The sequence below is a fragment of the Candidimonas humi genome (genome assembly GCF_019166065.1).
Classification (GTDB): Bacteria; Pseudomonadota; Gammaproteobacteria; order Burkholderiales; family Burkholderiaceae_B; genus Candidimonas; species Candidimonas humi.
The window spans coordinates 124,077-137,358 of record NZ_JAHTBN010000006.1 but is presented as its reverse complement, the minus strand read 5'-3'; the positions used below and the strand labels follow the sequence as shown (position 1 = coordinate 137,358).

The 13,282-nt window shown below is 60.5% G+C and carries 14 protein-coding genes and 2 pseudogenes; 10 read left to right on the top strand and 6 right to left on the bottom strand.

Annotation, left to right across the window (positions count from 1 at the left end; translation table 11 throughout):
• Nucleotides 1-14: 14 nt before the first annotated feature.
• Nucleotides 15-113 (top strand): annotated as a pseudogene (locus tag KVP10_RS14850) (GTPase); the annotation flags it as partial.
• Nucleotides 114-226: 113 nt separating this feature from the next.
• Nucleotides 227-1,192 carry a DUF2971 domain-containing protein gene (locus KVP10_RS14845; protein ID WP_217965393.1) on the top strand — a complete coding sequence of 322 codons (966 nt, stop codon included), beginning with the start codon at nucleotides 227-229 and terminating at the stop codon, nucleotides 1,190-1,192.
• Here the strand turns inward: KVP10_RS14845 and KVP10_RS14840 are convergent.
• Nucleotides 1,184-1,567 carry a recombinase family protein gene (locus tag KVP10_RS14840; protein WP_217965392.1) on the bottom strand — a complete coding sequence of 128 codons (384 nt, stop codon included), beginning with the start codon at nucleotides 1,565-1,567 and terminating at the stop codon, nucleotides 1,184-1,186. The two genes, KVP10_RS14845 and KVP10_RS14840, sit on opposite strands and share 9 nt — an antisense overlap.
• Nucleotides 1,568-1,580: 13 nt before the next feature.
• Between KVP10_RS14840 and KVP10_RS14835 the strand changes: the two genes are divergently transcribed.
• Nucleotides 1,581-1,946 (top strand): hypothetical protein, encoded by a 366-nt coding sequence (locus tag KVP10_RS14835; RefSeq protein WP_217965391.1) that lies wholly within the window; start codon nucleotides 1,581-1,583, stop codon nucleotides 1,944-1,946.
• A gap of 16 nt (nucleotides 1,947-1,962) precedes the next feature.
• Here the strand turns inward: KVP10_RS14835 and KVP10_RS14830 are convergent, their stop codons facing one another.
• Entirely contained in the window at nucleotides 1,963-2,922 is a 960-nt protein-coding gene (locus KVP10_RS14830) for a hypothetical protein (RefSeq protein ID WP_217965390.1), read from the bottom strand.
• A 286-nt stretch (nucleotides 2,923-3,208) separates the two neighbouring features.
• Here KVP10_RS14830 and ychF point away from each other — a divergent pair, with 286 nt between their 5' ends.
• The 7 genes and pseudogenes from ychF to KVP10_RS14795 all read left to right on the top strand — a co-directional run bounded on the left by ychF (nucleotide 3,209) and on the right by KVP10_RS14795 (nucleotide 9,006).
• Nucleotides 3,209-4,300: a redox-regulated ATPase YchF gene (gene ychF, locus KVP10_RS14825; protein WP_217965389.1), complete on the top strand. Its 1,092-nt coding sequence runs from the start codon at nucleotides 3,209-3,211 to the stop codon at nucleotides 4,298-4,300.
• 207 nt (nucleotides 4,301-4,507) lie between these two features.
• A complete protein-coding gene (locus KVP10_RS14820; RefSeq protein WP_246600701.1) occupies nucleotides 4,508-4,939 on the top strand; it encodes an Arm DNA-binding domain-containing protein in 432 nt (143 codons plus the stop codon).
• A 205-nt stretch (nucleotides 4,940-5,144) separates the two neighbouring features.
• Nucleotides 5,145-5,786 carry a hypothetical protein gene (locus KVP10_RS14815; protein WP_217965388.1) on the top strand — a complete coding sequence of 214 codons (642 nt, stop codon included), beginning with the start codon at nucleotides 5,145-5,147 and terminating at the stop codon, nucleotides 5,784-5,786.
• Between the two features lie 74 nt (nucleotides 5,787-5,860).
• Nucleotides 5,861-6,250: a type II toxin-antitoxin system RelE/ParE family toxin gene (locus tag KVP10_RS14810; RefSeq protein ID WP_217965387.1), complete on the top strand. Its 390-nt coding sequence runs from the start codon at nucleotides 5,861-5,863 to the stop codon at nucleotides 6,248-6,250.
• Complete coding sequence (locus KVP10_RS14805) at nucleotides 6,228-6,545, top strand: helix-turn-helix domain-containing protein (RefSeq protein WP_217965386.1); 318 nt, start codon at nucleotides 6,228-6,230, stop codon at nucleotides 6,543-6,545. Before KVP10_RS14810 ends, KVP10_RS14805 begins: the two co-directional genes overlap by 23 nt.
• Before the next feature lie 127 nt (nucleotides 6,546-6,672).
• Nucleotides 6,673-6,894 (top strand): annotated as a pseudogene (locus KVP10_RS14800) (helix-turn-helix domain-containing protein); the annotation flags it as partial.
• Between the two features lie 273 nt (nucleotides 6,895-7,167).
• Nucleotides 7,168-9,006 (top strand): right-handed parallel beta-helix repeat-containing protein, encoded by a 1,839-nt coding sequence (locus KVP10_RS14795; RefSeq protein ID WP_217965385.1) that lies wholly within the window; start codon nucleotides 7,168-7,170, stop codon nucleotides 9,004-9,006.
• A 107-nt stretch (nucleotides 9,007-9,113) separates the two neighbouring features.
• On the opposite strand, the gene KVP10_RS14790 is transcribed toward KVP10_RS14795, so the two are convergent.
• The 4 genes from KVP10_RS14790 to KVP10_RS14775 form a co-directional block, all read right to left on the bottom strand.
• On the bottom strand, nucleotides 9,114-9,746 hold the full coding sequence (locus tag KVP10_RS14790; RefSeq protein WP_217965384.1) for a Vgb family protein: 633 nt from the start codon (nucleotides 9,744-9,746) through the stop codon (nucleotides 9,114-9,116).
• Between the two features lie 86 nt (nucleotides 9,747-9,832).
• On the bottom strand, nucleotides 9,833-11,053 hold the full coding sequence (locus tag KVP10_RS14785) for a helix-turn-helix domain-containing protein (RefSeq protein WP_217965383.1): 1,221 nt from the start codon (nucleotides 11,051-11,053) through the stop codon (nucleotides 9,833-9,835).
• A gap of 69 nt (nucleotides 11,054-11,122) precedes the next feature.
• The gene (locus KVP10_RS14780) at nucleotides 11,123-11,938 is read right to left on the bottom strand and encodes an amidohydrolase family protein (protein ID WP_217965382.1); all 816 of its coding nucleotides are present in this window, start codon (nucleotides 11,936-11,938) and stop codon (nucleotides 11,123-11,125) included.
• Nucleotides 11,939-12,082: 144 nt separating this feature from the next.
• Nucleotides 12,083-13,099 carry a Bug family tripartite tricarboxylate transporter substrate binding protein gene (locus tag KVP10_RS14775; protein WP_217965381.1) on the bottom strand — a complete coding sequence of 339 codons (1,017 nt, stop codon included), beginning with the start codon at nucleotides 13,097-13,099 and terminating at the stop codon, nucleotides 12,083-12,085.
• Between the last annotated feature and the right edge of the window lie 183 nt (nucleotides 13,100-13,282).

Below are 13,282 nucleotides of genomic sequence, written 5' to 3'. Positions count from 1 at the left end.
CAATCAGGATTCTCATGGCTCTGCAATGCGGCATCGTCGGCCTGCCGAACGTCGGCAAATCGACCCTCTTCAACGCTCTCACCAAAGCCGGCATCGCCGCCGAAAATTATCCCTTAAGCCAGTCGAAGTAAAAGCGCCTGACGAATCAACGACATCCGGGCGGCAGAAGAAGAGCGAGGACACTGCCTGGACAAAGATCAAGTCCCTCTACATCGGAGTCTGTCGAATGGCTATTGACCCAGATACCGCCGTGCAGTTGGCCAAAATCTTTATGCCGTATGCGATGCAGAAAACAGATGAGCTGCAATGCGGCGGGAAGCTCGTTCACTATACGACGGCCGATGTGGCTATCAAGATCATCAGGTCGCAGACCATCTGGCTGAGAAACGCACGGGCCATGCATGACTTTAGTGAAGTGCAGCATGGGTTCACGGAGTTGAAATCCTGTCTGGGGGCGGATGACAGTCTGCTATTTAAGCGGTTGTGCGCAGCGCTAGATGGGTGTGCTGCGGGTGCGGGTCAGGAAACTATAAGAGTGTTTGACCATTGGTGGAAAGAGACCCAGTTCGCTACATACATTGCGTGTTTTTCGCGGCATGATGATGCAGAAGACCAGTATGGTCGGCTTTCCATGTGGCGAGCATTCAGTCAAGACACTGCGGGTGTGGCGTTTGTGTTGCGGCCACCCCCTCCTAATGCAGCCGCTCCGGCTCGCGCAATCTTAAGTCCTGTTGGGTATTTCAATCAGCAAGACTTGAAGGGGCAGGTGGAAGCGGTCATTGCGCAAATCGAGGCTAACCTTGATTTTTTGCGACGATTTGAGAAACCAATCATCGTCGGGTATGCCCACCGAATGCTGCTGATGGCAGTAGTTTCCATGAAGCATCAAGCATTCAAGGAAGAGCAGGAGTGGCGAGTTATTCATCTTCCGAATTTGGACCAGTCCCCGCACCTATTCTCTGAAACTGAGGTTGTGTCGGGCATTCCTCAGATTGTCTGGAAGCTGCCGCTGAAGAACAACCCAGAAATAGGGATCACCAATCTGACTATTCCCGAGTTGCTGGATCGAATCATCATCGGTCCTACAAGCTACCCTGCTTCCATCTGGGAGGCGCTTGTTCGAGAGCTGAACCTGATCGGGGTTCAAGACGCACATCAGAAGGTTTATTCTTCAGGCATCCCGCTACGCTGAGTGTTGGTTTCTCATGCTGTTGATGCTCGCTCGCGAGATTGAGTAGACCCGCGCGAGCTCGCTGACTGATTCACCCGCGCCCAGCCGTCGCAGAATCTCAGCCCGCTGCTTAGGCGTCGTCCTTGCGGGCCTGCCGAGCTTCTTGCCCTCGGCCTTCGCCCGCGCCAGTCCGGCTTGCGTGCGCTCTATAAGAAGGTCGCGCTCCATTTCAGCAACTGCGGCCAGCATCGACAGCAGCAGCTTGCCAGCGGGCCCGGTCAGGTCGGTCGTGCCAAGCTGCAAGACGATGACCTTCACGCCATGGCTGGCCAGGTTCTTCACGGTCTGTAGCACGTCGATGGCGTCGCGCCCGAGCCGGTCGTCGCTGGACGCCATTGAGACGCTGGCTGTGGCGCTGAAGGTCGAGACCTACGAGCTGTTCACCACGGACAAGCCGGGGTCTGGTAAGACGGTTCAGGCCAAGCCGGCCAAGGGCAAGACCGCCACGGGGGCGCGGAAGCGGGTTGAGGTCAAGGCCGCGCCCAAGGTGGAGGAGTCCTACGCGGCGGACGGGTCATGCTTCCATCCCGGCTTGACCAAGCCACGGACGGGGCGCTACTACGTCGGCGCGAAGGGGGCGGTCAAGACATTTGCCGACTTTGACGAGGCGCTGACCTACTTGCGGAAGATGAAAGTAGCCTATTGGACTAGACCGAACGCCAGCGGCAATTGGGGCGTGGTCGTGGCGGAGCGGTGGGATGAGTTGCGCTATTGATACTGAGTCTGGAGAGCTACGATTTGGACGATATGCTGGCATCGTGAACCGTAATTAATGTTTCTGCGGCCTTTGTGTCGCGTATTTCAAAGTTAAAAGAGGATAAGTCGGGCACTCGGAATAACACATCATTGTCAGGGTCTACGATCCAAGGTAGATATTCGCCACGTGCTCGGCAGGCTTCCAGCGCCTTTATGATCTCTGCTTGGTTGGTGGCCAAGGCGCGGGTGTTAATTACGTGTTTTCCCTGGATGATGCCATTGCCTACGGTGAGGACAGGACTGATTAGGCCAACGGTCTCGAATTCAGCGATACCCAGGGTGACAGACTCCCTGATGGCACAAGCAGCCATGCTAAGCAAAGGAGTGGATGTAGGCCAGTTTTGATAAATCCACCGAACTGCTTCGTTTCGCAATTCCATGTTTTCAATTAGGCCGATGCCGCTGGCTAGCACTTCAGTTAATGGCCTCTCGCCGTAAGTCTCTCCAGCCCAGTATCTCGGCATCCAGTCTCGGTCTTCAGATTTCAGCTTCCACGTTATCCATTCTGAATCAACCTGTGTAAGGGCGTTTGCTGAAAAATTGACAGAAGAAATAAATCGTCGGTTCTGCGGTATTCCCCAGCGAGCGACAGCTGCATTCGCTATCTCTTCTGATTCGAAAAAATAAACGCCTCTGAGCCGGGAAACGGCATCAGGATGAGTCTGCAAGCGTGCTTGTTCAAGAAGCAATTCATTCAAGAAACGCCTATCCAGACCGTCTTTGGACAAGCGGCGCATCAGCGAGTAGAACCAAAGAGATGCTGCGTATATCTTTCTCGATGGATCATCGGCAGAGCATATTCGGCCTATCGCTACTTCCCACGCTACAAGTGGATTTGTGATGTCGAGATATGCCCAGAGCTTAATGTTCTTGTTCGTAATAATAATCTTGGGCCGTTGAGATGGTGTAGGAGATTCTGGGGTGTTCATGCTCATCCGGTCGTATCCGTGATCGTTGGTGGCACCTATTGTCGGGTCATGGCCTATCGGTTGGGAAGCGGGTTGTTCCGACCGGAACGGCACTTTTCGTTCCTCTCTCCATCCCGGTTAAAATCCCTGCTTTCGTGGACAAATCGCGGACAAAATCCTGCTATCCAGCCCGGTTTTGCCCCATCCGCGCCAGCACACACGACCTTCGCCCAATTTCCCTCAGGCGGTGGTCGGGCACTTCGAACTCACTCACATCGGGTTCGCTAGTGCCTTGATAAACATAGGATTCTAAATGGCTCTGCAATGCGGCATCGTCGGCCTGCCGAACGTCGGCAAATCGACCCTCTTCAACGCTCTCACCAAAGCCGGCATCGCCGCCGAAAACTATCCCTTCTGCACCATCGAGCCCAATGTGGGCGTGGTGGAAGTGCCCGATGCGCGCCTGACTGCCCTGGCCGAAATCGTCAAGCCCGAGCGCATCATGCCCGCCGTGGTCGAGTTCGTCGACATCGCCGGCCTGGTGGCCGGGGCCTCCAAGGGCGAGGGCCTGGGCAACCAGTTCCTGGCCAACATCCGCGAGACCGATGCCATCGTGCACGTGGTGCGCTGCTTCGAGGACGAGAACGTCGTGCACGTGGCGGGGCGCATCGACCCGATCTCCGACATCGAGGTCATCAACACCGAACTGGCCCTGGCCGACCTGGCTTCGGCCGAGAAGGCCCTGAACCGCCACCAGAAGACCGCGCGCGCCGGCGACAAGGAAGCCATCAAGATGGTCGCCGTGCTCGAACGCGTCATCCCGGTGCTCAACGAGGCGCGTCCGATCCGTTCTCTGGACCTGGACGAAGACTCGATGGAGTTGCTCAAGCCCCTGTGCTTCATCACCGCCAAGCCTGCCATGTACGTGGCCAATGTCGCCGAGCACGGCTTTACCGACAATCCGCATCTCCAGGCCGTGCAGAAATACGCCGAGGCCGAGAACGCCCCGGTCGTGGCCATCTGCGCCGCCGTCGAAGCCGAGATCGCCGATCTCGACGACGAGGACAAGCAGATCTTCCTGGCCGACATGGGCATGGAAGAGCCCGGCCTGAACCGCGTCATCCGGGCCGGCTTCCGCCTGCTGGGCCTGCAGACCTACTTCACCGCCGGCGTCAAGGAAGTGCGCGCCTGGACCATACACGTCGGCGACACGGCGCCCAAGGCCGCCGGCGTCATCCACACCGACTTCGAGCGCGGCTTCATCCGCGCCCAGACCATCGCCTACGAAGACTACATCGCCTGCAAAGGCGAGCAGGGCGCCAAGGAAGCCGGCAAGATGCGCGCCGAAGGCAAGGAGTACGTGGTCAAGGACGGGGACGTGATGAACTTTTTGTTCAACGTGTGATCAACGTCTGACGATTTTTTCTGGATCTCGGTGGTGCTCAGTAGCGCTTGGTGGATAGGTTGACCCGTTTCAAATCAATGGGTTGTATAAACAATACGGTCTACTGAGCGTTCCTATTGTTCATCAAGGTCCAGAAAATTCGGGGGTAGCGTTGGGGGTACTCGTGTTCAACCGTGGGGGTACATCTCCCCGCAGTGGAGTCCAACGATGCCCGAGAATCTACTCACCGATGCCAAGGTCAGGTCGGCCAAATCGACTGATCGAGATTGGAAACTTTCAGACGGCGGCGGTCTGTTCCTGCTGGTCAAACCTACCGGCGGCAAACTCTGGCGGTGGAAGTACCGTCTGCAAGACAAGGAAAACCTCTTTGCTATTGGCGGTTTTCCCCAGGTGAGTCTTGCAGAGGCGCGTGCGGCCCGCGAGAAGGCGCGCGCTTTGGTCAAGCAGGGTATCCATCCTGCTCATGAGCGGCAGCAGATCAAGCGGCGCAACCTAGATGCGTTGGAGGAGCGTAAGCGCGCTCGTGAAAGCTCGTTCGCCAAGGTGGCGAAGGCGTACCTGGCCGAGATCAAGCCAGTCTTTGCGCTCAGTTCCTACCGCACGAAAGAGTCCCGCATCAGGAAGTATCTTTTGCGATAGGCAAGGTCGTCTCAACCAGTGATGACGGTAACCGTGTCACGGTTGCTTATGACGAAGAAACAGAGCGCCGTTTTCGCGAAGCCGATTTGGATAGAGCGGCTGGTTATGTCGGCGCCTTTATGGCGATTGCCGGAACATTGATTGGAGGATATGGTGACTTGTTGGGGAGGCTGCTGAATTAGCTCTGCCAATTCAGCTTTAAAAAATGAAATCCCGTTTCCTCAATGTCCCTGCGAGAGAGGGGTGCGCCCTACTCATTGGGGCTGTTATTGGAGCACTGCTGACGCAAGCACCCACGCAATGGCTCGACGTACTCACCGCTGGGGGCACCGTCGGCGCCGTTATCGTCGCCCTCTGGGCTGCGCTATGGAGCCGGCATGTGCAAGAGGTACAGGCGAAAGACCGGGCCGGGCTGTATGCCGCGTACATCGCGGCAAAGCTAGAGCGATACGTGGATGCGTTGCAGACGGCCAGCACTGGAGCCTTTTTCGACGACGAGGTGAATCACACCCCCAACTTCATCCGCTTCAGGCGGGAACTGGCTGAAGCCACGACCAACATTTCTCTGGACATGCTGGCACACCTGATTCCCGTGGATGGTCGGGCGGCCCATCGTCTTGCCAGGGGCATGGCTCTGGTTGAGGAAGTGCAGCGCGTTGTCGCAATGGAGGCCGCGCGCGAGGGTGAGGCCGGCGCGGGGTATCAGGTGAGCAACCAGCGCACCTTGGAACTTGGCGGCCAACTGGGTGAGGCCGTGGACTTGATGCGCGTGGCCTTGGGCGAGTGCCATAGCCTGGCCGCAATTTATGCGAAGACGCCCACGGCGGAAGAAATCTACGGCGAGTGAAGCAGGATCACCCTTGCCATCGGCGCCGCAATATGTAATACTATGTGTGATAGTAAATTTGTCGAGGCCAGTACGTGAGGGTTTTCAAGAACGCTTGGTTCGAGCGGTTTGCCCGCAAGCAGGGCATCGCAGACAAGGCGCTTCTGGAAGCCATCGAGCGCGCCGAGCGGGGGCTGGTTGATGCTGACCTGGGCGGTGGCGTCATCAAGCAACGCGTGGCGCGGCCTGGGCAGGGCAAGTCAGGCGGTTTCCGCACCATCATCCTGTACCGCACGGCGGAGCGGGCTTTCTTCGTGTACGGGTTCGCCAAGAGCGACCGAGACAACATCGACGATGACGAAGAAGCTGAGTTCAAGAAGGCGGCGGGGCATGTGCTGGGGCTGTCGGAAGAGCACCTGGCCGAGTTGATCGGCAAGGGGCAATTTACGGAGGTACACGATCATGGCGAAGAAATACCGGAGTGAAGCCTACGCGGCCATCCACGAGACGATGGAGGCCCTGCATGAAGTTGGCGCCATCGACAAGCAGACCATGCGCGAGTTCGACGAAAGCTGCTTGACGCCGGCACAACCCATGCCGCCCGAGCGCATCCGCGCGCTGCGCGAGCGCGAGCACCTGTCGCAGCCCATCTTTGCCCTCTACCTGAACGTGAGCAAGAATCTTGTCTCCGACTGGGAGCGCGGGGTGAAGAAGCCCGGCGGGCCGGCCCTGCGCTTGCTGACCGTGGTGGAAAAGAACGGCATCCAGGCCATTGCCTGACCGGGTGGGTGGATTTTCAAAGAGGGTATGAAAGTGGGTGCGAAATGACCAAGCCAGGATGCATAACAAGCATTTATGCGGTTCGTAGTCAGTTCTTCTTGTTCAACGTGTGATCAACGTCTGACGATTTACGCGGCGCTTTCGGGATTTGACCGGCACCTCTGTCGGGCGATGGCTGCTCGGTTAGCGCCTGGCCTATGCGCAACGCCTGCTGGAGACGACGCAGCAGCCGGTGGATGTCATCGCGCAAATGGCGGGCTTCGGCAGTGCGGTGTCCTTGCGCGAGCATTTCAGCCGGGCGTATCGCACCTCTCCCAGCGCTTATCGCTCCGCGTTTGGGCACGCCTGAACCGAAGCAGACGTTTGCCGCTTGCGAGGGCGGCAAGGCTCGCTAGCAGCCATGCCATTGCTGGGCCCAGGCACAGCTGTCACGGAGATCGTTGGCCGCCTTTGGCGAGCGCGTCGGCAGCCCTTGAAAACAGCAATTCCCGTCGATCGCCGCTGCGCGGCTTGTAATGCGCAGATACACCCCCAAAAGGACTGAAACCTCACGGCTTCCTAAAATCGGCACGGTCGCACTTGTGCCATTCATACACCTTATCAACGGCGTCTACGGGCATATATGAAACGAAGATCTTTCATTACTAATGCTGTGGCCGCGCTGGGTGGAGTGTGGCTGGGAGGCATGCATTCCGCAGCCGAGGCGGCGGATGCCGGGGAGGGGCATAACCCTGTCTCGGGCGTGCCTGCGGCACATCTATCGTCTCTCTTGAAGGGTGAACAAGACGCGACGGAGATGATGCAACAAGCCATAAATAATTACAGCCGGATTGTGCTGCCGGAGGGGCGCTTCGCGATCGACACGCGTACGCTCGTGCTGCGCGACGGGGTTCAAATCGTTGGGGCGGGCCAGGGCCGGACGATCATACAAAGCAAAGGGACTTTCGGCGCCTTTGGCATTCTCGGCGCCGACTCCGGCAACGGAGATGTCGCGCGGAATCTCAAGAACATCAAGATTTCAGACCTTACGATCGATGGTCACGTCGAAGAGCTGGGTTACCAGCCGTTCACGCATTTGCTGTCGCTGCACGGGGTTTCGGATGCTCTCATAGAGCGAGTTGCATTCATCGGGTTCCGTGGCGACGGGATATATCTCGGCTCGGGGGTCCGGGCCAAGCAGGAGCGCCACAATCTGCGCGTGACTATCCGGGACTGTGTTTTCGATGGCATAGCCAAGCGCAACAGAAATGGCTTGTCCTGCATGGACTGCGACACGCTGCTTGTGGAAAATTCAGTCTTCCGGAACATCGGAAACCCGGCGCTGTCCGCATCGGTGGGTGCTATCGATTTCGAGCCCAATAGCAAAGCAAACATATACAGGAACGTCCTCATACGGAACTGCAAGTTTTCCAATATAGATACCAAAAATACGGCCGCAATTACTTTCTTCAACGGCATGCAATCGGGTGACAACATCAAGAAATTGAGTGTCGAGGATTGCACTTTTGAAAATTGCTATAGAGGCATAAATGCCTCGTCGAAGCGGAAGCGGCCGTCCAGCCCGGCCGATGATGTAAGCGTGTCGAATTGCCATTTTTCGAACTCCCTGGTGTCGGATATTTCGCTCGGCGGGATGTCCGGCGTGAAGATCGAAGGCTGTTCGTTCGAATCGACTCCCGGGAACAAGTCGGCGAAAGGCGGCATCGTGATCGGGCGCGCGGGGAAAAACTGCATCAATGCGATAAATTGGCACATAGTGAATTGCACCTTTGCCTCGATGACGCCGTCCGGCGGGCTTTTCGACATCTTCGGTGCGCGCGGGCTGGAGATTCGCGGCAATAAATTGTCGGATATCGCCGGGGTTATTTTTAATTTTCCGCCCGACAAGTCGAGCGGGAGCGGGCGGTATCTGAGCGATATCTCAATCAGCGGAAATTCGATATCCAGCGGAAATAAGATGGGGAGGGCGGTTACGCCTTTCCTGTTCAGGATAGCCGACGATATAAATTCGGGCGGCACGAATTCGCTGATCAATAGTGCCTGCCGCTTGAGCAACAACAGTTTTCCCTCCTCCATACGTTTTCAGCCCGGAGGTTCGAAGAGCGCTCTCGAAAGCGGTCTGGCCTTGGCGCTGCCTACGAGCGGAACTTGGTATGCCGGAGCCCGGGTACAAGTTCAGCGCGACCATCGCTGGTATGTTTGCAGCCAGCCGGGCACCTTCGGCTCTCTGGGAGATGTGACGGGAGACGTGTCTGCGTCGAGCAAGCTCGTGGCCAATGTCAGAGATCCTGGCGCTGCCCTGAGAGCGGGACAGGTCATTACAGTGGGAGACTCGCAGCGCCATGTCGTGGCGGCGGTCGACGAGGACAAGATGACCTTGGAACTCGACCGCCCTTATGCCGGCAAGACCATGCGAGCGGAGAAAATCTCGTGGATTCCTCCGGTCTTTAAACCACAATAGCCGGGTGCGCGGCCGTGGCCCGCGAGTTTGCGCACAAGATGGGCGGCAAGCGCCCAGGGCAGTCTTAAGCCTCGTCCCCGATCCGCGCTACGTGTCAGCCCCGCGGTTCATTTCGCCCTGCGGACGGCGCGCACTTTGCCGCTGGCCCCACCGCCGCAGAAGTAGCGGTCGGCGCCGCCGGCTTCCAGGCCGGACACCCCTATGCCCGCCGGCATTCCGATAGTTTGCAGGACGTCGCCCGTTGCCGGATCGATGCGCCTCAGATCGCTTGCATTGTCTTCCCACGTACCGTGCCAGAGTTCGCCGTCGACCCAGGTGACGCCGGTGACCATGCGCTGCGATTCGATGGTGCGCAGGATTGCGCCCGTCTCGGGATCGATCTGGTGGATCTTGCGGCCGCTATGCTGGCCGACCCACAGCGTGCCTTCGGCCCAGGCCAGGCCGGAATTGCCGCCCTGGCCCGGCGTCGGGATGGAGGCGAGCACACGGCCGGTTTGCGGGTCGATCTTGTGGATGCGGTCGCCCGCGATCTGGAACAGATGCCTGCCGTCGAAGGCGGTGCCTGCGCTGCCGGCCACGTCGATCGCGTGCATGAGTTCGCCCGTTTCGGGATCGAGGGCATTGATCTTGCCTTCCGAGGCGAACCATACTTGCCGGCCGTCATAGGTGACGCCGTGGACGGGTCCGCCTCCGGGAAAAGGACCGTATTCGCGGATGATTTCGGCTTGGGATTGTTTCATGGCTGGGCTCCTGGATGGCTAGTTTCGTAGGTGTTTCATGCGCCGGTTCCAGAACGGCTTCGGTTTCGGCGCTCGATGAACACAGTCTAGCCATCTGATGCGACATTGGGGAGTAACAAGACTGTCGGGAATCCAGGCACCGACGGGACCGTCCAGCGCTGCGCCCGGCCGCGGCCGAAGGATTGTGCCTTGCCGGCTTCAGCCAGTTGCTCGAGCGCTCGCTGTACGGTGCGGGGGCTCGCGCCCAGCGCGATGGCGAGGGCCGAACTGGACCAGGCTTCGCCGTCGGCAAGCAGGGCCAGCACGGCGGCGTTGCGCACGTCGACGACGGGCGCGAGTACGACGACTTCCGCCGCCTGCTGCGGCGCCAATACAAAGCCGTGCCTGGTGGCGTTTACTCCCGCGAGGTCATGGAGTGCCGCGCGCAGGCGGCTGATCTCGACGCGCAGCCGGGCGCGGTGCGATTCGTCGGGATGTTTCGCGCGAAAGGCGCGCATGAGGATCTCGTCCCGCGGCGCTTCGCCGGGCCAGGCCTCGGCGAGGATGCGGGCCAGGGTAAACAGGACGGGGCGGGTGGCGAGCGGGATGATGGCGTGGCGATCGCGCACGGCGTTGCGGCATGCGTCGATGACCAGCGCGTCCGTATCCAGCAGGGTTTCGACTTCTTCGAGCAGGACAGGGCTTTCCTTGCCGCGCGCGATGACGCGTGCCGCGGGTGAGTCCAGGACGCGGGCCGCGTTCTCGACTTCGGCAAGCAGCACGGGAATATTCGCCTGCCGCGCGGACTCGGCGGCACGGACGAAGGCCGCGCGCGCTTCGCCCGTCTTGATGCGGCGTATGGCGATCCCGCCTAGCGTCAAATCATAGGCTGCCCGCGAGGCATGCGGTAGCGGCGAGGGGTCGAATCCATGCAGCAGGCGCTCGGCTTCGTCCAGCCTGCCCAGCAAAAGCAGGCGGCGGGCGGCGAGATTGCGTGCATGGGCGGCATTCGCCGCATCGCCATGCGCCGCGAGCGTCGACCATGCCGCATGCAGTGTTGCTTCCGGCCATCCCAGATCGCGCGAGACGAGCGCGATCTCTGCGACCGCGACGGCGCAGCGCGCCCGAGCCACCGCTTGCTTGGGGCCGAAGCCGCGCATGGCGCTCTTGAGCAGCGCCTTTGCCCGGTCGAATTCGCCGAGCTGCGCCATGGCAATGCCGCGCAGCGCCAGCGCCGGCGGGTCGTCGCGCAGTGCGACGCGCTTGAGCGCGCCGAGAATGTCACCCGCGGCCAGTGCCCGCGCCGCGGCGTAGATCAGCGGGTCCACAGGAATCCCGTCGCATTGTCATGGCCTTAGAGTGTATCGCAAGGCCGGCGGCGGGCACCTGGGGGGAGCTCACTGCGAGAAATACAGCTCCAGCGCGTTCGCCCCGTATACTTGGCGGCGCCTGCCTTCGTCGGGAATCACTTGCTCGAGCCAATCGATGGCGCGGCGGTAGTCGGTGTCTTTCTCGCCTCCCACGAAGGGGCAGTCGCTGGCCCAAACCATCTTGTCGTAGCCTACCTGGCGGCAGAGCTCGCGGGCGCATTCCGTGGCGTTGGCGCCCAGGCGGTAGGCGCCCGAAAGTTTGACCCAGGTGCGGCCCTTTTCCACCGAGCGCACCATGGCCTTGAAGCCTTCGCCGTCCACGCCTTCCACGGGGTCGGGCCTGCCGATGTGGTCGATGACGATCTTGACGCCGGAGCGCTCGAGGTAGGGCAGGACCAGCGGCAGGCGCGGACCGTCTATATGCACGTGCACGTGCCAGTCCAGGTCCGCCAGGCGGCGCAGGAATTTGCGGTAGTCCCAGCTGTCCAGGTCGGGTAGCTGCGGCATGCTGATGAAGGGCAGGCGTACGCCGATGATGCCGTCGCGATCCATCTGGTCGAGCACCACGCGCTCGATGGAGGGCTCGGCGATGATGGTGCCGCGTAGTCGAGGGTTGGTGCGTACCGAGTCGATGACGTAGTCGTTGTAGTCGCCCCAGGGACTGGCTGCGGCGATGACTGCGTACAGTACGCCGTGCCGGTCCATGACTTCGATCAGTTGCTCCACGGTGAAGCTGTAGGCCGGGCTGTGGCGCGGGTTGGGTATCAGCGGCATGTCCTGTTTGAAGACATGCACATGGGCGTCCACGAGCAGTCCGGGCTGTGGGTTGGTGGTCGTGGTCATGCAAACCTCTGGTTCAAAATTGTGGTTTTCGATTCCGTGCCCGAGCGGCTCGGCTTGGGGCGTTGCCTGGCGTCTGCGCGGCGCCGGCGGGCTTTGGGGGCGGGCCGGGCATCCGCCCGAACCCCGGGGGCCGTGCCGACAGCCCTACTGCCGCTGGATTCCGGCCTGCTTGATGACGCGGGCCCATTTCTCGGTGTCGCTGTGCAGCCTGGCACCAATCTGCGCCGGCGTGCTGCCGGCGGCTTCGGTGCCCAGGTTGCGGAAGCGCTGCTGGACTTCGGGCATGCGCAGCACTTCGTTCAATTGGTGGTTCAGGACCCTGATGGCTTCGGGCGGCGTGCCGGCCGGGGCGAATATCGCGTTCCATCCCGTGACCTCGTAGGGAATGCCGCTTTCGTGCACCGTGGGCACCTTGGGCAGCCACGGCGAACGCTTCGTGCCGGTGGCGGCGATGGGCATGATCTTGCCCGCGTCGATGAAGCCCTTGACCGCCGCGTAGGACTCGAAGGCCACGTCGACGTCGCCCCGGATCAGGGCCGATACGACATCTGTCGTGGTCTTGAAAGGCACGATGGTGGCGTTGAGCTTGGTGGTCGACTTGAACAATTGCGCCGACAGGTTCTGCGTGCTGCCGGGGTTGATGGTGCCCAGCACCAGTTGGCGCTTCTTGGATTGCGCCAGCACATCGGCCAGCGAGTGCAGGGGGCCCTGGGCCTTGGTCAGCAGGATCAGGTCGAAATAGGCCATGGTGGAAACGGGCGCGAAGTCCTTGGCCGGATCGTAGGGCAGCTTGAACAGCGAAGTGCTGATCGCCGTGCCGTTCGAAAACACGATCACGGTATAGCCGTCGTGGGCGGCATGGAGCGCGGCCGTCGCGGCCAGCACCCCGCCCGCGCCGGGGCGGTTCTCGACGACGGTCCTGTCGCCGAATCGTTCGCCCAGCTTCTGCGCCACCAGGCGTGTGGAAATGTCCGCCAGGCCGCCGGGGCCGAAGGGGACGATGAAATGTATGGGCTGGTCGGGGTAGCCGGCGGCGTGCGCGGGCGCCGTGGCAAGCACCGCGGCCTGGGCAAGTGCAAGCGCAAGCACGGCGGCCGCAAGCCGGCCATGGGCTTTGCCCCGGCCCGCCGGCGGCAGCGCCCGCAACAGGGTTGTGATCATATCGGTCTCCTGGTTGTACATGGCACGGCGGCTGGCTGCCTGCAGGCAAAAAGGCGCGGCGCTGGGTGATTGCGTATACGCCACAGTCTAGGTAGGGCCGGGCCCGGAGACAAATGAATTGTTTGGCGTGATTTATTCGCGCCATGCATCGCCGCGCCGCGCGCTATGATGCGTGCAACATAG